Origin of the sequence: Neobacillus drentensis NBRC 102427 (genome assembly GCF_001591445.1) — a bacterium.
In the GTDB taxonomy this organism is placed as follows: Bacteria; Bacillota; Bacilli; order Bacillales; family Cytobacillaceae; genus Neobacillus; species Neobacillus drentensis.
Map to the genome: position 1 here is coordinate 1 of NZ_BCUX01000067.1, position 21,679 is coordinate 21,679.

General features: G+C 38.8%; 19 protein-coding genes, 1 pseudogene and 1 riboswitch. Of the genes and pseudogenes, 5 read left to right on the plus strand and 15 right to left on the minus strand.

Going from position 1 to position 21,679, the window contains the following annotated elements:
- Positions 1-550: 550 nt before the first annotated feature.
- The 5 genes and pseudogenes from fliN to BDR01S_RS21945 all read right to left on the minus strand — a co-directional run.
- A pseudogene (gene fliN, locus BDR01S_RS26350) lies at positions 551-799 on the minus strand (flagellar motor switch protein FliN); the annotation flags it as partial.
- A gap of 112 nt (positions 800-911) precedes the next feature.
- Positions 912-1,835: a flagellar motor switch protein FliM gene (gene fliM, locus BDR01S_RS21930; RefSeq protein WP_066259176.1), complete on the minus strand. Its 924-nt coding sequence runs from the start codon at positions 1,833-1,835 to the stop codon at positions 912-914.
- 123 nt (positions 1,836-1,958) lie between these two features.
- Entirely contained in the window at positions 1,959-2,816 is an 858-nt protein-coding gene (locus BDR01S_RS21935; RefSeq protein ID WP_066259181.1) for a flagellar hook-basal body complex protein, read from the minus strand.
- A 22-nt stretch (positions 2,817-2,838) separates the two neighbouring features.
- On the minus strand, positions 2,839-3,261 hold the full coding sequence (locus tag BDR01S_RS21940; RefSeq protein ID WP_066259182.1) for a flagellar hook capping FlgD N-terminal domain-containing protein: 423 nt from the start codon (positions 3,259-3,261) through the stop codon (positions 2,839-2,841).
- 16 nt (positions 3,262-3,277) lie between these two features.
- Complete coding sequence (locus BDR01S_RS21945) at positions 3,278-4,414, minus strand: flagellar hook-length control protein FliK (protein ID WP_066259183.1); 1,137 nt, start codon at positions 4,412-4,414, stop codon at positions 3,278-3,280.
- A 156-nt stretch (positions 4,415-4,570) separates the two neighbouring features.
- On the opposite strand from BDR01S_RS21945, the gene BDR01S_RS21950 reads away from it, so the two are divergent.
- Entirely contained in the window at positions 4,571-5,242 is a 672-nt protein-coding gene (locus tag BDR01S_RS21950; protein ID WP_066259188.1) for a glucosaminidase domain-containing protein, read from the plus strand.
- A 126-nt stretch (positions 5,243-5,368) separates the two neighbouring features.
- Here the strand turns inward: BDR01S_RS21950 and BDR01S_RS21955 are convergent, their stop codons facing one another.
- The 6 genes from BDR01S_RS21955 to flgM all read right to left on the minus strand — a co-directional run bounded on the left by BDR01S_RS21955 (position 5,369) and on the right by flgM (position 15,386).
- Positions 5,369-10,060 carry an OmpL47-type beta-barrel domain-containing protein gene (locus tag BDR01S_RS21955; RefSeq protein ID WP_066259190.1) on the minus strand — a complete coding sequence of 1,564 codons (4,692 nt, stop codon included), beginning with the start codon at positions 10,058-10,060 and terminating at the stop codon, positions 5,369-5,371.
- Between the two features lie 171 nt (positions 10,061-10,231).
- The gene (locus BDR01S_RS26595) at positions 10,232-11,827 is read right to left on the minus strand and encodes a flagellin N-terminal helical domain-containing protein (RefSeq protein ID WP_066259193.1); all 1,596 of its coding nucleotides are present in this window, start codon (positions 11,825-11,827) and stop codon (positions 10,232-10,234) included.
- Positions 11,828-12,266: 439 nt separating this feature from the next.
- Entirely contained in the window at positions 12,267-13,184 is a 918-nt protein-coding gene (gene flgL, locus BDR01S_RS21965) for a flagellar hook-associated protein FlgL (RefSeq protein ID WP_082797538.1), read from the minus strand.
- Positions 13,159-14,613 carry a flagellar hook-associated protein FlgK gene (flgK, locus tag BDR01S_RS21970; protein WP_066259199.1) on the minus strand — a complete coding sequence of 485 codons (1,455 nt, stop codon included), beginning with the start codon at positions 14,611-14,613 and terminating at the stop codon, positions 13,159-13,161. The genes flgL and flgK overlap by 26 nt, the downstream gene beginning before the upstream one ends.
- Before the next feature lie 33 nt (positions 14,614-14,646).
- Entirely contained in the window at positions 14,647-15,126 is a 480-nt protein-coding gene (locus tag BDR01S_RS21975; protein WP_066259201.1) for a flagellar protein FlgN, read from the minus strand.
- Positions 15,123-15,386: a flagellar biosynthesis anti-sigma factor FlgM gene (gene flgM, locus BDR01S_RS21980; RefSeq protein WP_066259204.1), complete on the minus strand. Its 264-nt coding sequence runs from the start codon at positions 15,384-15,386 to the stop codon at positions 15,123-15,125. Before flgM ends, BDR01S_RS21975 begins: the two co-directional genes overlap by 4 nt.
- A 157-nt stretch (positions 15,387-15,543) precedes the next feature.
- On the opposite strand from flgM, the gene BDR01S_RS21985 reads away from it, so the two are divergent.
- A complete protein-coding gene (locus BDR01S_RS21985) occupies positions 15,544-15,984 on the plus strand; it encodes a PilZ domain-containing protein (protein ID WP_066259206.1) in 441 nt (146 codons plus the stop codon).
- A 31-nt stretch (positions 15,985-16,015) separates the two neighbouring features.
- Here BDR01S_RS21985 and BDR01S_RS21990 read toward each other — a convergent pair whose 3' ends face one another.
- The 4 genes from BDR01S_RS21990 to BDR01S_RS22005 are packed head-to-tail and all read right to left on the minus strand — an operon-like array spanning position 16,016 to position 18,544.
- Positions 16,016-16,798 carry a flagellar hook-basal body protein gene (locus tag BDR01S_RS21990; RefSeq protein ID WP_066259211.1) on the minus strand — a complete coding sequence of 261 codons (783 nt, stop codon included), beginning with the start codon at positions 16,796-16,798 and terminating at the stop codon, positions 16,016-16,018.
- A 14-nt stretch (positions 16,799-16,812) separates the two neighbouring features.
- A complete protein-coding gene (locus tag BDR01S_RS21995; RefSeq protein WP_066259214.1) occupies positions 16,813-17,658 on the minus strand; it encodes a flagellar hook-basal body protein in 846 nt (281 codons plus the stop codon).
- A gap of 11 nt (positions 17,659-17,669) precedes the next feature.
- The gene (locus BDR01S_RS22000; RefSeq protein ID WP_066259219.1) at positions 17,670-18,068 is read right to left on the minus strand and encodes a flagellar basal body-associated FliL family protein; all 399 of its coding nucleotides are present in this window, start codon (positions 18,066-18,068) and stop codon (positions 17,670-17,672) included.
- 32 nt (positions 18,069-18,100) lie between these two features.
- Positions 18,101-18,544, minus strand: a complete 444-nt coding sequence (locus BDR01S_RS22005) for a YaaR family protein (RefSeq protein ID WP_066259222.1) — start codon at positions 18,542-18,544, stop codon at positions 18,101-18,103.
- 101 nt (positions 18,545-18,645) lie between these two features.
- Between BDR01S_RS22005 and motA the strand changes: the two genes are divergently transcribed.
- From motA to BDR01S_RS22020, 3 genes are all read left to right on the plus strand, one after another.
- Positions 18,646-19,446: a flagellar motor stator protein MotA gene (gene motA, locus BDR01S_RS22010; RefSeq protein WP_066259225.1), complete on the plus strand. Its 801-nt coding sequence runs from the start codon at positions 18,646-18,648 to the stop codon at positions 19,444-19,446.
- The gene (locus BDR01S_RS22015) at positions 19,415-20,122 is read left to right on the plus strand and encodes an OmpA/MotB family protein (RefSeq protein ID WP_066259227.1); all 708 of its coding nucleotides are present in this window, start codon (positions 19,415-19,417) and stop codon (positions 20,120-20,122) included. Before motA ends, BDR01S_RS22015 begins: the two co-directional genes overlap by 32 nt.
- Positions 20,123-20,169: 47 nt before the next feature.
- Positions 20,170-20,253: riboswitch (cyclic di-GMP riboswitch) on the plus strand.
- A 371-nt stretch (positions 20,254-20,624) separates the two neighbouring features.
- Positions 20,625-21,536 carry a DMT family transporter gene (locus BDR01S_RS22020; protein ID WP_066259230.1) on the plus strand — a complete coding sequence of 304 codons (912 nt, stop codon included), beginning with the start codon at positions 20,625-20,627 and terminating at the stop codon, positions 21,534-21,536.
- Positions 21,537-21,679: the final 143 nt, after the last annotated feature.

Below are 21,679 nucleotides of genomic sequence, written 5' to 3' on the forward strand. Positions count from 1 at the left end.
CCCGTACTCCCGCAGGAGTCTTCGTGCCTTCCGCGCCAATCAACAGAGTGTAATATTCATTTAAGACTTTCTACTTATAAAAAAAATAAAGAATAAGCAATGATTTTAATGTTAATCCAAAAGAGTCGAGGTCAGTAAGAAGGGTTTATAAAGTCTGTTCCCGTTATAAAATCACTGACGGGGTCAATAAAAAGGAGTTACTCTGCTACCTGCCAAAATAAAAAAGATTGCAACGCATTTAGCAAGTCTAGAAAAAGTGTGTTGTAATTCTTTGGGTTAATTTGGAACCCTGTTGATTGGAGCGGAGGGCACTCGACTCCTGCGGGATAGAGAGGTCACTGGAGACCCCTCAGGCGCCATAGCGCCGAGGAGGCTCCAGGACCTCCCCGCGGAAAGCGAGTGCCCGGAGCGGAAATCAACCGGCCAGTTTCAGAGACAATAAATAAATAAAAAATCGGTATTTTAGATTCAGACAAATAAAAAATTGCCGAGAAAATGACCCTTTCTCGACAATCTGTGGACTGATTCTTAGAATCAACCCTTTTTATTATTAATTAATCTTCTTACTAATAATCTCTGTTATCCGGACACCAAAATATTCATCGATGACGACGACTTCCCCTTTGGCGACTACTTTTCCGTTAATTAATAAATCGACTGGCTCACCTGACACACGGTCCAATTCAATAATCGAACCTTGGGACAGCTCTAAAATTTCGTTTATCCTCTTTTTTGTTCTCCCCAGCTCAACGACTATTTCTAGATTAATATCCATGAGGAGGTTTAAATTGACCGATTCCTCTCCTCCGCCTTTGAGGGGTTGTTCTTCTAAATCCTTAAATAAAAACGGTTTTGTTTCCTCTTGTTTTTCGCCTAATAGAGCTTCTAATTCTTCTTTTGAAATTTTCCCATCATAACTCATCTTTTTTACCCTCTTTTTCGAAAACAGTTTCAATTTCTGCGGCTAGGCGCGTCTTTTTCATACCTGGTTTGACTAAAAATTTCACGTCTTTACCAACCATTGCTTTTAATGGTTCCTCATAAAGCTGCTCGAGCTGGACGATATCGCCCACATTCAACGATAGAAATTCTTCAATTGAGATGGTTGAACGCCCCAACTCTACACTTACAGGAATTTCAAGCCCTTGCAGTTTTGATTTTAACAAATTTGATTCCTGCGGACTATTGGTTTTACTACGGGTCGAGAATAATTGATAGGATGATAATTTGGGCAGAAATGGTTCTAAAATAATATAAGGAATGCAAATATGCATCAATTCCGTGATTTCACCGATTTTGATATGGAAGGCGATCACAATGACGGTTTCATTTGGAATGGCTACTTGTAAAAATTGTGGATTGGTTTCAATCTCAACAACCTTCAAATTTACATTCATTAAATCTTTCCACGATTTTTGGAGATTTTCAACAAACCCCTCAAAAAGATTATGAAGAATTTTATTCTCGATTTGTGTTAAGGTTGTTTTTTCCTCCGAAATGGCAGGCAACTCCCGGCCGCCTAATAAGCGATCAATAATGGCAAACGCCAGCTGCGACTTTAATTCCATAATCATTTGCCCCTTTTCCGGGGTTTCAAAGATATTTAAAATTGTGAAGGGTGGCAGTTGTTTAATAAACTCTTCATAGATCATTTGATTAACGGACAGCACGTCCACTTGAACGATCGTCCTTAATTGCGTTGAAATGGCGGAAGCCAGTTGATAAGCAAAATTATCATGAATTCGTGTTAGCACGCGAACTTGTTCCATTGATAATCGGAGTGCTTTTTTAAAATCATATACTTTCACGTCTTTGGTATTTTCATATAAAGTCATCGTGTTTTCCTCACCGCCGTAAAATCATTCAAAGGGAAAGTAGTTTACTTTCCCTTTAAATACTAACACTTAAAATTGAAAATGGTCTAGCACTATTGTTACTTGTATGAGTTTACTAGTCTATTATCGTTTTAAATTCACTAACTCTTCTAAAATAGAATCTGATACGGTAATCACTTTGGCATTTGCCTGAAAAGCACGCTGGGCGATAATCATTTCGGTAATTTCTTCTGAGAGGTCGACATTGGACATTTCCAGCTGACCGGAGACAATTTGACCGGCTTTGGTAATATTCCGTTTCTCCATTAGGTCATCTATCGTTGGCACTGTGATAGTATTTGTCAATGGATCAACCTTTGTTTCAGCATTCCCTGAAAGCTCATACATGGAGCCGCCCACTTTTTTCAAACCAGCCGGATTGGAAACCACAACCGTACCAAGCGTAGCAATGTCTTTGGTTGTCCCATCGGCTTCTACACCTTTAATAACCCCATTAAAATCGATCGTGTAAGAAACATACTTAGTAGAGTCGATATTAATCGGTCCAAATTTTTTAGTAATAGGATCTTCACCCAGAACTTTATAGCCCTGCGGGGTGACGAGATTGCCAAGACCGTCGCGGTCAAAATTACCTGCTCTTGTCAGATATTTGGACCCACTATCATTTTGTACCACGAAGAAACCATTTCCATCGATATATAAATCAGAAGACAGGTTCGTAGTAGTCGGGCTGCCAGGTGTGTGAATGGTATCAACTGAGGCCGTCTTTACCCCCAAGCCAATTTGTACAGGATTCGTTCCCCCTAAATTAGCATTGGCAGTGGAACCGCCGCGCACCGTTTGACTTAGCACATCTTGAAATATAATCCGGCTTTTCTTATATCCGATTGTATTGACGTTAGCGATGTTGTTACCAATCACATCTAATTTATTTTGGAAACCCTTCATCCCAGATACACTTGAATTTAGTGAACGCAGCATGTTTGTTACCTCCTGATTTTTATTAGCTTTGTGATGCTATATCTTTAGCGGAAATAATATTTCCAACTGGAATCTCTTCGTCATTCACTTGATAGAAGAATTGATCATCTTTTTTGATAATACCTTTAACAACGCCACTGTCTTGCTGGCCAGTGACATCATCGGTCCATGATACTTCTTTATTCATCATAGTAGAATAACGGCTAATATCTACTTGCTGACTATCGATAAATTGATTAAATGCCTGATTCAAGTTAGAAATTTGTTCAAGTGTACTAAATTGTGCCATTTGCGCAATCATTTCACGGTCATCCATTGGCTGGGTTGGATCTTGGTTTCGTAATTGGGTTGTTAGAATTTGCAGGAAAAGATCTTTATCTACTTGGCCCTGTTGTTTGGATGATTTCGTGCTCGTTGTCATATTTAAAGAGTTAATCGTGTTCATAGTTCTTTCCCCTTTTTTAGGCTAGAATATTAATCGTGTTTTCAGTTCCACTCTGCTTATACTCTTCGATCGTCGAATGGCTTTGATAAAACTCCTCAATATTGATTTTCTTTTTCAAAAGTCGCTGTTGGGATTGGTCCTGCCGTGATTTTTCTTCTTGCTGTGAAAAAGAATGCTGTAATCCTTGTCCGCCTAAGGAAATTTCTATTTTATCGACGTGTAGCCCTTGTTGCTGAAGCGATGTGCGCAATAAAGAGATTTGCGATTCTAGTGTTTCTTTACCGATGAGTGTTTCAGCGGTAAAGTGAGCAGCTACTTGTCCTTTATGGATGGACAATTTCACATCAATTTCACCGAGCTTATCAGGAGTCAGTGAGAATTTCGCCTCCATGAACTCTGATGCCTTTTTGAGACTCGCATGATTCTTGACTAACTCGATGACTTCCGAGAAAAATTGCTGAACAGAAACCTTTGGGATCGGTGACTGTTCACTCTTACCAGTAACTACTGGGCCTCCGCCGTTCGGGTGAATCGATTGAAAAATAACTTCTTTTCCTTCAAACTTTGGCTGAAATTCAAAATCAGGCGCTGGCACATTTCCGTTTTGCTTAAGTTTGAGCGAATCCTCCACCGCTTTTTGTCCGAGTTGAGGTGTGGATATCCCTTCTTTAACTGGTACAGCCGCATCTGCGAGCAGCTTTACCATTTTTTCAAAGGGGATGGTTTCTAGTTGTTGACCTGTTTTATGTAATTCTTTTTCTAAACGGGCAAGTGTTGACTTGCTTGGATTGATGTTTTGTAATTCTTTTTCAAATTGAGAAAGTGTAGGATTGTTTGGATTGATGTCAGTTTTGAACAATAAACTTATAAAAGAAATCAAATCTTCTCTCGTTGGCTGCTCGGTTTTAGAATGTTCTTCCTGATGATCCGCCTGTTCTCCTAGTTTAATAGATTCAGTGGTATCCTCATTGATTGGACTGAACAACGAGCTCACCATGGAAGGGAGATTATTACTTGAATCCTGCTCCGGCTCATTTTTTAACCCATTCAATAACTCCAAAAATGAGCATGCTGTCTGATCATCTAGTTTAGTACCGCTAGTTTTATTTGATATTTTGTGTTGACTAGGATTCAATGAAGCCGATGAAATCACAAAATTTTCTCCTTTCAAGTGGAGGTTGATTATTGAAAAAGCGTAAGTGCCTTTTTTTTAAAAAAATTTTTAACAAAGTATTCCGATAGGATTTACCTCATATTAGAAAAGGTGTAAAATAGTAGAAAAGAAGTCAAACTACAGGAGCATTAAACTATGAGTATAAGTCCCATATCTTCCGATTGGTTTAAAAATATAGCTCTACTTTCTATATCGACCAATCTTCCAAAGTTGACTAGTGCAAATCAGCAAATTCCTAGCAGTGATTTTTTTCAAGCGATTTTACAATCGATATTACTTGAAGGGGAATCCTCCAATCCTCCTCAACCACAACTTTCAAATGGGAGTATTTTGGCAGGCACCTCTCCAATTCTTGATAACATCAAGGACTTTTCGCATATTTTAAAATCCACCACAAGCTTGGATTTTTCAGAAGGATCTTTAGAGAAATTGAATTCGACGCTAAAAGGGAAATTAAGCAATCTCGGGGAACAGTTCGTAGAAGCTGGCAGAACATACAATATTAATCCGAATTTATTAGCCTCCGTCGCCATGCATGAAACAGGTAATGGCAAGTCTCAGGCCGCTTATGAAAAAAATAATATTGCCGGTATGATGGGTAAAAATGGCCTTAGACATTATGACTCCGTTGCAGAAAGTATTAGTGATATGGCAAGAAATTTACGGAAAAATTATTTAGATAAAGGACTGGATTCTATTGCAAAAATCGGTGCCAAATATGCACCAGTTGGCGCTAATAATGACCCCACTGGATTAAATAATCATTGGGTAAAAGGCGTGAACAATTTCTTCGGTACCCTTGTATAGTAAGAAAAGCGAAAGCACCCGCTTGCGCTTGAGGTGTCTCATTTAGTAAAATCTTACTTAAATTTTCCCAGAACACAGAAAGAGGATGTCCCAAAAGACAAGCTTTTGGAACATCCTCTTTTTTTATTATTTCATCATCTTTAACAAGCTATTTAACAAGGAAAGCCAGTTATTGTCGCATTCTTTTTTAGTATTATTTTGCTGATCATCGTCTTTATCTTTGCAGTCGCCTTTGTCCTTATCTTTTTGTTGCTCTTCTTTCTTATCTTTGCAATCGTCTTTGTCCTTATCTTTTTGTTGCTCTTCTTTCTTGTCTTTGCAGTCGCCTTTGTCCTTATCTTTTTGTTGCTCTTCTTTCTTACCTTTGCAATCGTCTTTGTCATTATTTTTTTGATTGTTAATGACATCGACAGTTGTGCTTCCTACGACAAGAACTCCATCAACCATTGCACGGAAGACTAATCTCTCTTGTTTCTCATCCCAAACAAAATCTTCTCGATCAAATTTAAATTGGCCTTTTTTCGCTTGGTTTTCTAGGCCTTTGCTATCGTTAAGTGCGTTGACGTTATTAATAGTTACTGTTGTTAAGTCGACTTTTTCGAAACTGTATCCTTTAGGTAATGTCGCCCTAACCGTAAAGTCTCCTTTGTTACCATTGATGACTTTCGGTGTTACTTCAATGGTCGCTAGAATATATGTGGAAACCTTTTTTTCTACAACTGTTTTTAATCCTGCATTGTCTATAGCTGTGATCTTAATTGTATTCACGCCAGGTTTGTCAAAAGTGATTTTTCCTGTTGTGTTCTTAACACCATTGACTTCGACAAAGCTTTCTTTAATGCCTGATAGATTATCGGTTGCCTCATATTTTAGGTTTAAAACAGATCCTAGTGCGTATTCTGTTGGGAAATCTACCTTAATAGTTGGCGCTGTTTTATCTACTTTTACTTCAACGGTATGCTTTTCCTCGATATTTCCCGCATTATCAACGCTGTAGAATGTTACTGTATGTTTGCCTTCTTTTTCAATCGTGAAGGTTGTGCCTTTGCTGAACACTAAGCCATCGATAGAATAATAGGTTGCATTTACGCCGCTTACATCATCACTTGCTTTCAGCACGACATTCGCCTTATCTGTATACCATTTATCCTCTACATTACTTATTGTGACTGGTGCAATTTTATCGCCCTTAATTTCGACTGTATGCTTGTCTTCGATATTTCCAGCATTGTCGACACTGTAAAAAGTAACTGTGTGAACTCCTTCTGGTTCTACAGTAAAGGTGGTGCCTTCTTTGAATTCAGCGCCATCAATTGAATAATAAGTTGCTTTTACTCCACTTAACTCATCGCTTGCAGTCAGCTTAACATTTGCGGAATCTGTGTACAATTTATCCTCGATACTACTTGCAGTGACAGGTGCTGTTTTATCTACTTTTATTTCGGCTGTATGCTTGTCTTCGATATTTCCAGCGTTGTCGACGCTATAAAAAGTTAGCTTGTGAGCACCTTCTTCTACAACCACGCTTGTGCCTTCGGTAAACTCAGAGCCATCAATAGAATAGTAGGTTGCTTTTACTCCACTTAGGTCATCAGTTGCGGTCAGCTCAACATTCACTGCTTCTGTGTACCATTGATCCTCAACATTACTTACTGTTGTAGGAGCTGTTTTATCTACTTTTACTTCTACAGTGTTTTTATTTTCGGTATTACCCGCATTATCTACACTGTAGTAAGTTAGAGTGTGGATGCCTTCTTCTTCTAGGGCCAAGCTTGTGCCTTCGCTGAACTCAGCACCATCGATAGAATAGTAAGTTGCTTTCACACCGCTTAGGTCATCAGTTGCTGTCAGCTCAACATTCACTGCTTCTGTGTACCATTGATCCTCGACATTACTAACAGTAGTAGGGGCAGTTTTATCTACTTTTACTTCTACTGTGTTTTTATTTTCTGTATTACCGGCATTATCTACACTGTAGTAAGTTAGAGTGTGGATGCCTTCTTTTTCTAAGGTTACGCTTGTTCCTTCGCTGAATTCAGCGCCATCGATAGAATAGTAGGTTGCTTTCACACCGCTTAGATCATCGGTTGCTGTTAGCTCTACTTTCGCTGCTTCTGTGTACCATTGATCTCCGACATTCGTTACGGTTGTAGGAGCGGTTTTATCTACTTTTAATTCTACTGTGTTTTTGTCTTCAATGTTACCTGCATTATCTACACTGTAAAAAGTAACTGTATGTGTGCCCTCTTTTTCGATCGTGAAGATTGTGCCTTCGCTGTTTTCAGCTCCATCGATTGAATAGTAGGTTGTTTTTACGCCGCTTAGGTCGTCAGTAGCTGTCAACTCAACATTCACAGCTTCTGTGTACCATTGATCCTCGATATTACTTACAGTAGTAGGAGCAGTTTTATCTACTTTTACTTCAATTGTTTGCTTGTCTTCTACATTTCCAGCCTTGTCGACACTGTAGAAAGTAATAGCATTTACTCCTGCTTGGTCAACCTCAATGCTTGTGCCTTCTTTAAAATCAGAACCGTTTACGGAGTAATAGGTTGCTTGAACTCCCGAAAGATCATCAGTTGCTGTAAATTCCACCAAACTACTATCTTTTACCTCGGCAGTAGTTTTTGGCGCTTGTTTGTCGATTTTCACTTCGACTGTTCTTGCTTCTTCAACGTTACCAACATTGTCAACGCTATAGAAAGTAACAGTATGAATGCCTACTTCGTCAATGCTAAATTGTGATCCTTCAGCAAAAGCTCCGTTATCAACAGAGTAGTAGCTTGCTTTTACTCCGGAAAGATCATCGACTGCTGTTAATTCTAAATCAACCTTATCCTTATACCAATACGCACTCGCATTGATCACCGTTTCCGGCGCTTTTTTGTCGATTTTCACATCTACAGATTTTACTTTTTCAACGTTTCCAGCATTATCAACGCTATAGAATGAAATCGTGTTAATGCCTTCTTGTTCGATTGTTAGTTGTGTTCCTTCGACGAACTCTGAATGGTTAATAGAGTAATAGGTGCTCTTAACACCGCTTAAATCGTCTGTTGCCGTAAGCTTGACGGAAACATCCTCTTTTGACCATTGATCAGTTGTGTCAGCTACCGTAACTGGTGCTGTAACATCGGAAGGTTTGTCGATCACAACTTCAACTGTTGCATAGTCAATCGATTCAATTCCATCTTTGGTTACTGGCACGATTAAGTACTCATGTGTACCATTTTCTTCTGGAGTATCTACTGTAATGGTTGGATCAGTTGTAGTTCCAACTAAAACACGTTCTCCGTCTACTTCTTTGTATACATTGTACTTGTCTGCTTCTTCGACTGGTTCCCAGGTAAGAGTGACAGAATCACCTTTTACTTCTGGGGCGCTTGGTTTTGGTGCTGGTAATAAAGGAGCTACTTCGAACGCTACTACATTAGAATAGGAAGATGAACCGAAACGATCAGACTTCGCAATGACAGTATATTCATGTTTTCCTTGCACTAAATTATATACATAGTGAGAAGTGCTTGTTGTTGTTTTTATTAAGGTAGGTTCTCCATTTATTAATTCATAAACATCATATTCTTTTGCATTTGGTACATCAGGCCAACCAATTAACGCACTATTATAAGAATCCTTTATTAATATAACTTTTGGAGCTTGCATTTCAGGATATACAACCGATACATTATATGTTTTAGGTACTGATTCTCCAAAACGATTACTAACAGTTACAATTTCAAATGTGTAATCTCCTTCGGGGAGGTTACTCAAGTAGTATGAGCGACTTTGAGTGGTAGTAAGTAAATTCTTTTGACCATCTATAATTTGATAAACTTTATAACTATCTGCATATTTTATTGAAGACCACATAAGCGATAAATCATTTCCATTATAGAAGTAAGAGTAGAATTGCGCTGGTGGAAGCATTTCTGGATATGCTATATTTACAGTACTTTTGGCCCCTAAAGGTGATTCTCCAAATCTAGAACTGTAAGAGGTTACTTCATAATTTTTTTCGCCTTCAGCTAAGCTTGCTAAATATTGATTTGTAGTAGTTGTAGTTGTAATTAGTTTTCTTTCTCCATTTACAATTTGATAAACATTATAAGAAGTAGCATAAAGTGCTTTTTGCCAACTTAAGCTAACATTATTAATGTCATCAATATATGTTGAAAGGTTACTAGGCGGTGCCATTTCGGGATAAACTACATTTACAGTGATTAAACTTGACTTTGATTCACCAAATTTTGCATTATAAGATGTTATTTCGTAATCATGTTTACCCTCTAAGACATTAATAAAGCTTTGATTTGTTTGGGGAGTTTTAACCAGCAACTCTCTTTGACCATTTTTTAATTCATAAACACTATAGGCTGTTGCGAATTCAACTGGATTCCATTTTAGTAAAACATCATTACCGTTAACTATGCTGGAGGTTAAACCATTGGGTGGCTGCATCTTTGGATAGTTAATTTCAACCTTTAATGGTGATGATATTACAGACTCTCCTGAACTATTAACGGCTGAAACAGCGTAATTATGTGTTCCCTCTAAAACGGCTGAAATATAGCTATTATTGTACTTTGTTTGATTGATAAAAACCTTACTTTCTCCAACTATTTCATAAACGCGATAGCCACTTGTACCACTTACTACATCCCAATTTAATATGACATTATCATACCCATCAAGAGAATAGCGAAGATTTACAGGTGCATTTGGGTTGCTTGCTGCAAATGCAGAAGCAATGGGTGAAAATAATTGCAAAGTCAATATGAGCAAAACAGCTAAAGAAAGCTTCTTTTTTACTTTATGCATACCTTTTCCTCCATTATGGATAAAGAGATTTGCGAAAAGGCCTTCTATTAAATTCGACCCTTTTCACAGATTTAGAGAATAAAAAAATTCTCGATTCGTATTGACATTGATTGATAGGTTAAAAAGAGTCTCTCCTTCAAGAGACTCTTTTTAAATTTCACAAAAAACTTATTATCCACGAAGAAGCTGTAATACACCTTGAGGCTGTTGGTTAGCTTGTGCAAGCATGGATTGTGCTGCTTGAGAAAGAATGTTATTTTTCGTAAATTGCATCATTTCATTGGCCATATCAACATCTCTTAAACGAGATTCAGCTGCCGTTAAGTTTTCAGAAGAAGTTCCTAGGCTGTTAATTGTGTGTTCTAGACGATTTTGAATTGCTCCCAATTTAGACCGTTCAGATGAAACAGTGCTGATTGCACCATCTAAAACTTTTAATGCACCCTCTGCACTAACTTCACTCATAAGCGAAATATTCACACCATTACTTTTTAAGCCTAATGCCACTGAATCCATTGAATTAATACCAATTTCCAATGTTTGCCCTGAATTCGCACCCACATGGATGGAAACAGTGTTATTAGCTGAACCTACTGTAATAGTGGATATATCTCCTGCTTTAATCGTATCTTTAAAGGATAATTGGAGATTAGAAACTTTGACCACTGAGTTAGAACGAACAGCAATTCTTCCATCTCCAGCAGTTGCACCATCTGTACCTACATCAACCTGTGCTATGAAGTCACCTTTGTTTGCAGCTACTTGAAGTTGTTCTAGAGCACCATTAGTTCCACCACTCATTGTAGTATCGAACGCAGAACGAGCAATACCATCTGATGATGTCGCTTTAACACTAATAGAACTAATATCATTTGCGGCACCTAATTGACCTGAAATGACCAATGAATCAACGGTAGTAGCTGCTCCGTCAAGGCCCTTAGCTAAGGCATCAACACCTACAGCAGCTGTTGCCACTTTTACATCAGCAGCACCTAATGCATTTTTAACAGAAGACATAAAATCATCTAATGTGCTTTCTGCTGTAACAACATAAACAGATGATTTTATTTCGCCTCCAACAACTGCTGAAAGACTGATTTCATCGCCAACTTGGAGGCCATAGTTTGCTGTCCCATCACCTAGATCAGTCATTTTTGTTCCGCCGTTTGTAGCTGCAGCAGTGCCTGTATTGTAATCTTTTAATACTCCTGTTTGCCAAATTGATTCTCTATCTCCTCCTAATGGACCAGACATTGTGACAGTAGTTGTTCCAGCAGCAGCCGTAGCAGAAGCAACTACATTATCAACCGAACCGCCTGTTGATTGAGCAAATTTAGCAGTTTTTGAGATATCACCATTTAGAATTTTAAAGCTGTTAAATTCAGTATCACCAGCTACACGATCAATTTCATCGATTAATTGGTTTACTTCTGTTTGGATATTTTGTTTATCTTGTGTGGTTGAAGTTCCATTTGCTGCTTGGTTTGCTAATTCACGAACACGTTGTAAGATGCTGTGTGTTTCGTTCATGGCGCCTTCAGCTGTTTGGATTAAAGAAATACCATCTTGTGCATTACGTGAAGCTTGATCCAAGCCGCGGATTTGTGCTCTCATTTTTTCAGAGATTGCTAGACCAGTTGCATCATCGGCAGCACGGTTGATCCGTAAACCTGAAGATAATTTTTCTAAGTTTTTTGATGCGGAAGCTGAGTTTGCGCTTAATTGATGGTAAGCATTTAATGCGGAAATGTTGTGATTGATTCTCATTTTAATATTCCTCCTAGTCGTTTATGTATAACTTGTTTTCTTGTCTTTCTACTATTAATTAACGACCTTTTTCCAACTATGGAGAGGGTATGAAGTGGGTTTTTTAATATTTTTTCGGGATTGATTGCACTTTTTGTAGAGAATAAGAAAAAATGAACGAAATGGGGAATTATTTGCGACCATTCACTCGATTTTTTAGAAATTTGGTGCTCCAATCCTAGTTCTAATCACTCTGAAGAACCTAAAACACACAAAAATTGTATTCTATCAGCGAATTTAACCGTTCTATCAGCAAATCTGAGTATTCTATCAGCGAATTTAACTATTCTATCAGCGAATTTTAGCATTCTATCAGCGAATTCAATTTTCAGCCCTGCTTACGCTCAACTAGAAAACAAAAAAAGCACCCCGAAATCGAATTTCGGAGCACCCCTATTATTTACCGTAAAAAATCCACCAACGTTTGCTGAATCACTCTTGCACCAGAAGACAACGCGGCATTAAGAATTGTTTGTTGCGTGGTAAAATTTGTGATTATCTCTGCCAAATCTGCATCTTCTGTCTTCGACAGCATGCTTTTCGTCGAAAGCACGGTTTGATCTAAGCGATTGACCATCATTTCTAATTGATTCACATTCGAGCCGACAATCGAGCGGTGGGCCAGCAGATTGTTCATTTGCTTATCCAAATGATCTAAGTACTGTTCCGGATCATTGCCCGCTTCCAGTTCCCCAGCGATTTTTTCGACCGTATCCGCTAGATTTAACCCACCCGCTTGAAATTTGAATATATCCGTCCCATTGACATTGACCTTCATATAAATGCCCTGGCCGACATTCCAAGAAAGAGGATCACTATTTGTACTCGTAAATTCGCCATTCTCAAATGGTGCAGTATCGGTTGCGGTTCCGGCAAACAAGAATCGGTCGCCGAGCCGGGTATTGGCGATATCGCCAAGGTTTCCTTTTAATGCCTTTAATTCTTTCGCAATCGATTCTAAGGAGTCCTTGTTATTCACACCATTGCTGCCTTGTACCGTAAGTTCTCTCACTTTTTGCATAACCTGTGTTAAATCATCGAGCGCACGATCCGTTGTTTCGAGCCAATTCAAGCCATCTTCTGCATTGCGTTTAAATTGTTCGGTTTCCGTTAACGCCGACCGATAGGACATGATTTGTACCGATTTCACAGGATCATCGGAGACTTTATTAATCGCTTTACCCGACGCAATTTGTTCCTGATAACGACTCAGTGAACGATAATTGGTTTGAATATTTCTGATCACCTGAGTACTCAACATGTTTTGCGTGATTCGCAATCCATTTCCCTCCCTAAATACCCACTCTTCCGGTTCCATTAATTAATTTATCCAGCACCTCATCCATAACGGAAATGTATCTTGATGCAGCATTATACGATTGCTGAAATTTCACCATATTCGTCATTTCTTCATCAATCGATACCCCTGATACAGACTGTCTTTGACTCTCTGCTTGCTGCACGAGGATTTCTGAATTGTTTTCCCTCTGCTCCGCTTCTTGAGTTTTTATGCCGACATCGCCCACAATCGTCCGATAGAAATTATTCAATGTGGTCGATTGATTAGAAAAAGAAATAGTTTTAAATTTTAAGTTGTTCAGTTCGCTGGCGTTACCTGCATCACTGACGTTTGCCACTCGCGCTGCTGCTATTTTATTTAACGAGGCAACAATTAGGGGATTAACGGATATTTCACCCGCTGTTCCCGGATCACCCGTCCCACTCTTTGTTACAAAAAAAGGAATCTGATCAAGTGAGGCGGTCGGATCATTTTTCCGATTCTGAATATCATCCAAATTCATGGCACTGGCATTGGTATGAATTTGATTGACTTCCCTGCTAAACACCGTGACAAGCTCATTGATTTTCGACATAAATGACGGAATATCCTTAGTTAATGACTCAACCATTCCCGCGATTTCGCCCGATTTCAACGATACGTTTGTCCCACCCAATGAAAGTTGATTACTACTACTATCAAACGAAACAGAGTAATTTGTATCTCCGTTTACTAAAGATTTATTATCTATGAAAATATCGACCATTCCATGGCCGGCTTGGGCTGGCTTCACCTGAATGTCAGCCATTTTTGAAATTTTATCAACCAGCAAATCCCGTTGATCCAATAAATCATTGGGCTGCTGTCCAGAAGCTGTAATTTTCGCAATTTGCAAATTCAATTCACTCACTTGCTTCGTGAGATTATTCATTTCCTGCGTTTTTGTAGAAAGCTGATTTTGCAAGTCCGTGCTTAGATTTCCCATCGAATCAGAGACTTGATTAAAGCGGCCAACCAAAGCTGTGGCATTGGAAAGCAGTGCCGCACGCGCTGCTAAGCTATCCGGTTCTTTCGATAAATCCTCCCACGATTGCCAGAAACGATCAAAGCTAGCTTGTAAGCCAGTATCGGTAGGTTCGTTTAACGTTTCCTCTATTTTCGAAAGCGTATCGTGCTTTACATTCCAATACCCTTGCTGTTCAGCTTGACTGCGAAACTGTCCATCTAAAAAAGAATCGCGGATCCGGTTGATTTCGATCGTTTCCACGCCAGTTCCAATTTGCAAAGGACCGTTTCCTACATTCATACCTGGGTAAGAAAGAGGATTTGTGGCTTGTGTAATCGCGTTTTGCCTTGTATATCCTGCCGTATTGGCATTAGCGATATTATGTCCGGTTACACTCAGTGCTGTTTGCTGGGCAAAAATGGCTCGTTTTCCAATTTCAATCCCGTGAAATGTAGAACGCATGTATGTTCACTCCTTGCTGGTTGGTCGAAGTTTCTACACCTTTGCATCAAAGAAACTTCTTGAATGACTATTCTCTCTCGGATAATGTTTCGCTGCATTATAGGTGAAGGAAGGTTCTTGGGGTTGCGTGTATAATGCCAGCATACTATTAATATAAACTAACGAATTTTCGATTAACTGTTGGTTTAACTGATGCTGATCCACTAAGCCCTTTAATTTTGCTTGGAGTGTACTTTGGTAAAACAACAGTTCATCCTTTTCTGTGAATGAAGAACTACGATCAATAATCTGACTTAAGGAAAGCGATTGATAGGAATGAGTTTCCTCTTGTCTTTTTTCTTCAAGCTGCCTTATCTCTTTCAATAAAGCCGATTCTATTGGAAAAATCGAAAGTAAAAGTTCTGGATCGCCTTTGATAATCGCTGCTTGTTTTTCTTTCCCCAGTTCCAATAATTTTTCATAAACCAAGATCATCTCATGCAAAATGGTTTTGAGCGGTACATAGGTCGTCATTCTTCCGTCCTTCTACTCCAAGCAGATAGCAATTTTTCAGCAATCTTTTCACTATCGACTTTGTAGGTGCCATTTTGAATTTGTTCCTTCAGTGCCTGAATTCTTTGTTCTTTTTCTACACTAATTTTTTCTTGTGCAGCCCGAGAGAACTCAACTTTATCCACCTGTATTTTTTTCGCAAGGTCCTGCTTTTGTGTATTATTTATCGTATTTTTATAGGATTGCAGGCCTTGTAATCGACTCACGTCACTAATTTTCATCCTTACTTCCCCCTTCTATATCCGAATTCCGAATCAATGTCCATCTACTAGGTATTAACGACATTTTACCAAGAAGTGTTTAATCCAAAAAGTCTTTTCATAATTGGATTATAGTGGTAAATTTACTTTATTACTAAAATGATGAGAGGAGCTCCAATTGGATACGACTTATTTTGCCGTTGGTTTATGTATATTAGCCTTAGTTATTATTCTATTAAGTTTTTCGTTTAGAAAAAAAAATACCGCCAGGCCACCCAAGAAAAATCGTCGAAACGCCTTTCGGCTTAGTTTATGGGAGCACGAGTGTACGTTTATAGTACCTGCTTCACCCGACTCTGTCCTCTTTGGCACGATCCGCGATATTAGTATTTCTGGGATAAGACTTATTACGTATGAAGATTTAACCGATGTCGAAGAAATTAAGGTATTTTTTGAATTGGGTGAAACTTTCTCCTTTGTCGGAAAAATCGAAAGGCGGAAAAGACTCGAAAACGGTCTATATGATTTCGGAGTCCACTTTTTAGGATTAGACACAAAGACCGAGCAAAAACTATTTAAAATTCTTTGGGATAAAAGCAGAGAGAAAGTTGTTCTATAAATCGAAAAAAGAGCCGTCAATGGCTCTTTTTTTAACTTCTAATTATCCCGTTCGAGATGCCCATCATTTGATCTGCGTAAGTGATGGAGCGTGAGTTAAATTGGAATCCGCGTTGGGTGGTCATCATATCCGTCACTTCTTTACTCAAATCCACATTGGAAGATTCGATTGATCCCTGCTGGATGGTGGAGGTGGTATTTGAACGAATCTCACCGCCTGCTCCCGTGAACCGAAAAATATTACCGCCTTCATTAACTAACTTTTGCGGATTCGAAAAATCAACCATCGCTATTTGTTGAGAAGATGATTGGATTATACCTGCCTCATTAACCGAAAAGTTACTGTTGTTGGCGATTTCCACAGGCTGCTTATTTTTGTCTAGTAAAAAATAACCCTCTGCATTCACTAAACGATAGGTTCCATCGCCCATTGGAGCTTTTTGAAACTGACCATTTCTCGTATAGAAAATTTCCGTCTGGTTCCCTTGTTGTTTTCCTACTTGAAAAAATCCCTGCCCGGAAATCATTAAGTCCAAGGGATTATTTGTTGCTTTTGGAATTCCTTGATCTAAAATCATTTGTGTTCCGCTCAGATGTATTCCATAACCAACCCGAATACCGTTAGGGGTTTTTCGGCCAATCTCTCGATTAGCTGCTTTTTGGTTCTCGATAGAAATGGCTAAGTTTTCTTCGAAAGAGGCCTCTCTTCGTTTAAATCCCACCGTATCAGCATTAGCAATATTATCCGCAATCGTATCTAACTTTTTTTGATAAGAGTTTAGGCCACTCGTGGCAATATAAAGCGAACTATTCATGTGTGAATCTCCTTCTATACTCTTCCAATCGAATTTAATAACTCAAGGGAACGGTCGTATGCCTGCAACACCTTCTGATTCGCCTCGTAAAGCCGGACGTTCTCCATCATATTGGTCATGGTCATGGTTGGATCAACATTCGATTTTTCAATCATCTTATGGTGGAGCTGGACACCTGCAGGTAGTTCAGTCAATGGGGCTGGTTTTTGACCATCCAGTCGGAAGAGGCCATTGCCCTCTTTGATCAGATTGTTAGGATTTTGAATCAGGACTAACCCGATTGTGTCGACGACTTTTCTGTTTGCTGGATTATCTGGATTAAGGATTAGTTCGCCTTTTGGACTAATCGAAACCTCACTTGAAGCGAGTGCAGGATCGACCAGAAGCGGATTCCCTTGATTGTTTAGCACTTTACATCCTTCTGCTGTAACAAGATGACCCGTTTCATCGACCGTAAAACGACCATTCCGTGTGTAGCGAGTTTCGCCAGCTTCATTAAGGGCAGCAAAGAAGACACCTGGCTTTTGGCCCTTGTTCAGAGTTAGAGCCCGATCATCAATCGCTACATCGTATGGGTTATTCGTTGTCACGAGATCTCCTTGAAGAAAACTCGAGATATTTTCTTGTGCGTACACTCCCTGCTGCATTGAACCAACCCACGAAAACCCTGGTGCGTTCCCTGTAGAACTCGTTTTGGAATCATTGATTCGCTCAAGAAAAACTTCAGGAAAAGCTCGTAAAGTGGTATCTACCTTTTTGTAACCGGGCGTTTCAATATTGGCTAGATTATTCGTTAACGCTTCTTGCCGTCTTTGTACTGCTAGCATACCTGACGCAGCAGTATCAATCCCTCTAAGCATAGCCGCTCTCCTTACTGTATTAGTAATTCGGTTGTATAAACATGGACAATTTTTCCGTCACTGAATCTTTCATTTAATTGATTTTTCACCTTTTCCTCAAAAGCTGCAATATTCTTTAAATCTCCCTTGTTTGACTGCGAAAGGATTTTGATAATATCACTTTCAATGATGGGGACAATTTTTTCTGCCTGCTTTTTCGTATCCTTTGAGTCTAGTTCAATGGAGAACTTAACTTGAATGAGGTTGTCTGAATTAAGATTGGTACTAATTTGGTTGGTTGGGATGGTTTGGTCAGCCAACTGATCAATCGTAGCTGCTTTGGCTTTGTTATGTTGATAGTAATATAGACCACCACCGCTTAATACCGTCAGTAACACACAAACAAATAATACTTTTAAAAATTTTTTCATGCCGTTCCTCCTGAAGTGCTCCACTAGTGAACTCACAAATAGAGGTCAATCAGTAATCCTTTTATTTCCCCTATATTATCTAATAAACGGATATTCTGGTCTTCTTGTTTAACCATTTCTTCTGAAAGCTCTAATAATTTTGTGTCAATTTCTTTTATTACCTTTAATTTCCGCTCCCGACTAGACGAATAAGCAAAAGATGTCGTTTCTTCTAATGAGAGTCCATGTTGAACTACCATCTGTAAAAAAGATTTGATTAACTTTTTATATTCATGAAGATCTCTTAAAGAGCGTGACCGGGTCAACCGCTCTCCTTGTTTCGTAATCCCTTCCAAAAGTGTACTTAAATGCTGTTTGGTAACGCTTGATTGTTTTTCGGTAAGAATTTGTTGAAAAGGTGTTGATTCTATTGATTTAGCTTCCTTTTGAGAAAATGAGATTTCTTTCGGGAGCGCAATTCCTTGACCAACTTTCATATGCAAACACCACCATCACAGAATATGTTATTGTCGAATTTTGTAATCCTCAATACAATGAGATTATAATTTTTCCAGAAAAAAAAGGAAAGGAGAATTTCATGACAACCATAATCGGTCTAATATTAGCGATTGTTTTTATTGGTGTGGGTATGGTTCTAAAGGGCGTTTCTATGGAGTCCCTTGCAAACCCCGCCGCTTTTTTAATTATATTTGGAGGAACCTTCGCTACACTGTTTGTAGCATTTCCTATGAGTGAAATCAAGAAATTCCCCATCTTATTGAAAATCGTATTATTTGAGCCAAAACTGCCTACACAGACAGAATTAATCGATAGGATGGTAGATTGGGCGATTGTTGCAAGGACAGAAGGTGTGTTGGCTTTAGAAGAAATTGCTGATTCCATAGGTGATCCTTTTTTAAAAAGTGGGTTAGAAATGATTATTGACGGCAGTGACCGAAATCAAATGGAAGAAATTTTATTCGATGAATTAGAGGCAGTTGCAGAAAGACATAAAGTTGGCAGTTTACTTTTTAGCCAGGCTGGAATGTACGCTCCTACTTTAGGGGTTTTGGGTGCAGTTGTTGGGTTAATAGCAGCCTTAGGAAATTTGAAGGATATGGATAAATTAGGATATTCAATCGCTGCGGCATTTATCGCGACTCTTTTAGGTATTTTTTCCGGATACGTACTATGGCATCCTATCTCCAATAAATTAAAGCGGCTTTCTAAAAAAGAGCAGGACTTAAAAATAATGATGATTGAAGGATTGCTAGCCATTCAAGATGGATTGACTCCAAAATTGGTTGAACGAAAACTGTCTGTTTATTTACCTTCAAAGGCACGTTTAAAGCAGGAGGAACCGATCAGTGAAGAAGAAAAAGAAGCGGTTGTTGCATGATGATGAAGAACACATAGATGAATCCTGGTTAATTCCCTATTCAGACCTTCTTACCTTATTACTTGCTTTATTTATCGTCTTATTCGCTGCTGGAACGATAAACAATGGCAAACTGCAGCAAATTATGATTTCCATGAATTCAGCCTTAAGCGGACAAGGGAGCAGCATGATCCAAAAAGATAATACAGGTGTCACGAAGAGGATGGATCAAAAGAAAACAGAAACAGAAAAATTACATGGGTTAATGAAGCAAATTGAGGACTATATAGAAGCAAGAGGTTTAGAAAAGGTAATCACCATAAAAGATGAACCAAAAGGAATAAAACTATCTTTAAAGGATGTCATCTTGTTTGAATCCGGAAAAGCAGATCTAAAAGGGGATTCACTGGTCATTTTAAAAGATCTTCTCGATTTAATTAAACAGGTAAAAAATCCAATCAGTATTGAGGGTCATACCGATAACGTCCCGATTACAAACAACGAGTTCAAATCAAATTGGGAATTATCTGCAGCTCGAGCTTTGTCGGTTCTATACTTTTTTGAGGATAAGGGAATTCCGTCAAAAAAATTACAATTTTCCGGGTTTGGCGAGCAAAACCCACTATATCCAAATGATACGGTCGAACACAGGCAAATTAATCGGAGAGTCGATATTACTATATTAAAAACAAAATAATAGTCTATCCGCCTTCCTGCCAATAATAGTTATATATTCCATAAATCGTACGATAATGGCAAAACCATTGAAAAATGGTGACGCAAAGCTATAGGGGCTAAAATCTGTGATGATGCTCGCCAGCTTCCGAATACGGGCTCCTACGATTTGTAATTTAATGAAGGAGAGATATTATGAGAATCTATTTATTTATGTCCAAATTTAAAACGAAATGGCACTTTTTTCAATTAGGGTACCATGAGTTATTACTGCAAGGTTGTTTAGATTTTGAGATCAAGAATAAATTACAAAGAAAGATTTCTTACCACAAAATGAAAATAAGCAATGTTTGCTAAAATGTGTCATCCTTTACGGATAGCTAACTTTCTGCTTTTTTGTAAAATAATAGTAATCAGTTATTTGCCCCCCTCTGTGATATAATAAAAATTATTTGCAATGACTTTCGGATTACGAAAGTCTTATTTTATTGAAAAAGATCTGTCATGAAACGTAGGGGGATATGATGAAACATCAAGAAGAGGGTTCAAGATCAATCGCGCTGCCGCTTACCATATCCATCATTGCCATTTCATTTTCGGCGATTTTTGTGAAATGGTCAGACGCACCAGCCTCGATTTTGAGTATGTACCGGATGTGGTTTGCCAGTATCTTAATGCTGCCCATTGTTTGGAAAAAACGAAGTGAATTTAAAAATATCATGAAAAAAGAGTGGTTCTTTTTATTTTTTTCAGGTCTCTTTTTAGCTCTGCACTTTGTTTTATGGTTCGGGTCCCTGAAATTAACAACGGTCGCAAGCTCGACCATCATCCTTGCCTTACAGCCGATTGTCTCGTTAGTCGGGGGATTTTTCTTATTTAAAGAACGAACTACATTATCCGCGATGATGACGATGGGGATTGCCATCATTGGCGCCATGATGATTGGCTGGGGAGATTTCGGCTTAAGCAAGGATGCCATTATGGGCGATTTACTATCCTTTTTTAGCGTAATCGCTGTCGTTGGCTACCTATTAATTGGCCAATCAGTTGTGAAAAAAGTATCCCATTGGCTATATAGCTTTTGTGTATTTTTCTCGGCTGCTATCGTGCTTACGATCTATAACGTATCAGCAGGCGTTACCTTAACTAGCTATCCAGCCAAGGAATGGGGAATTTTCCTGTTACTTGCCACCGTTCCAACGGTCAGCCATGTGATTAATAACTGGCTCTTAAACTACGTCAATGCAACAACTATTTCGATGAGTATTTTAGGTGAACCCGTCGGCGCTACAATTCTAGCAGTTTTATTATTAAATGAGCATCTCGTCCCATGGCAAATTGCCGGCGGTCTGCTCGTCCTGCTCGGAGTGTTCTTCTTTTTGAGCCAGCAGCAAAAACCGATTCAACAAACAATTAAGGTAGAGACCTTTAATTAACAGCAAGAACCCCCCTTAGATATTAATCTAAGGGGGGTTACTTTAGAGGTGCAAACATTATAAAAAACATAGGAAAACGCACTTGAATTCACAATACAATTCACACTGCGTTTATATTGACTGAGGGGCTGGGGAGGCCCCGT

What these genes read in the sequence shown, in the direction of transcription:
- BDR01S_RS21995 (WP_066259214.1), bottom strand. Translation starts at nt 17,658, where the DNA reads ATGCTTAGAGGGATTGATACTGCTGCGTCAGGTATGCTAGCAGTACAA.
- BDR01S_RS21990 (WP_066259211.1), bottom strand. Translation starts at nt 16,798, where the DNA reads ATGAATAGTTCGCTTTATATTGCCACGAGTGGCCTAAACTCTTATCAA.
- BDR01S_RS22000 (WP_066259219.1), bottom strand. Translation starts at nt 18,068, where the DNA reads ATGAAAAAATTTTTAAAAGTATTATTTGTTTGTGTGTTACTGACGGTA.
- BDR01S_RS22020 (WP_066259230.1), top strand. Translation starts at nt 20,625, where the DNA reads ATGAAACATCAAGAAGAGGGTTCAAGATCAATCGCGCTGCCGCTTACC.
- flgM (WP_066259204.1), bottom strand. Translation starts at nt 15,386, where the DNA reads ATGAAAATTAGTGACGTGAGTCGATTACAAGGCCTGCAATCCTATAAA.
- BDR01S_RS22005 (WP_066259222.1), bottom strand. Translation starts at nt 18,544, where the DNA reads ATGAAAGTTGGTCAAGGAATTGCGCTCCCGAAAGAAATCTCATTTTCT.
- flgL (WP_082797538.1), bottom strand. Translation starts at nt 13,184, where the DNA reads ATGGAACCGGAAGAGTGGGTATTTAGGGAGGGAAATGGATTGCGAATC.
- BDR01S_RS21955 (WP_066259190.1), bottom strand. Translation starts at nt 10,060, where the DNA reads ATGCATAAAGTAAAAAAGAAGCTTTCTTTAGCTGTTTTGCTCATATTG.
- fliM (WP_066259176.1), bottom strand. Translation starts at nt 1,835, where the DNA reads ATGACTTTATATGAAAATACCAAAGACGTGAAAGTATATGATTTTAAA.
- BDR01S_RS21935 (WP_066259181.1), bottom strand. Translation starts at nt 2,816, where the DNA reads ATGCTGCGTTCACTAAATTCAAGTGTATCTGGGATGAAGGGTTTCCAA.
- flgK (WP_066259199.1), bottom strand. Translation starts at nt 14,613, where the DNA reads ATGCGTTCTACATTTCACGGGATTGAAATTGGAAAACGAGCCATTTTT.
- motA (WP_066259225.1), top strand. Translation starts at nt 18,646, where the DNA reads ATGACAACCATAATCGGTCTAATATTAGCGATTGTTTTTATTGGTGTG.
- BDR01S_RS21950 (WP_066259188.1), top strand. Translation starts at nt 4,571, where the DNA reads ATGAGTATAAGTCCCATATCTTCCGATTGGTTTAAAAATATAGCTCTA.
- BDR01S_RS21940 (WP_066259182.1), bottom strand. Translation starts at nt 3,261, where the DNA reads ATGAACACGATTAACTCTTTAAATATGACAACGAGCACGAAATCATCC.
- BDR01S_RS21975 (WP_066259201.1), bottom strand. Translation starts at nt 15,126, where the DNA reads ATGACGACCTATGTACCGCTCAAAACCATTTTGCATGAGATGATCTTG.
- BDR01S_RS26595 (WP_066259193.1), bottom strand. Translation starts at nt 11,827, where the DNA reads ATGAGAATCAATCACAACATTTCCGCATTAAATGCTTACCATCAATTA.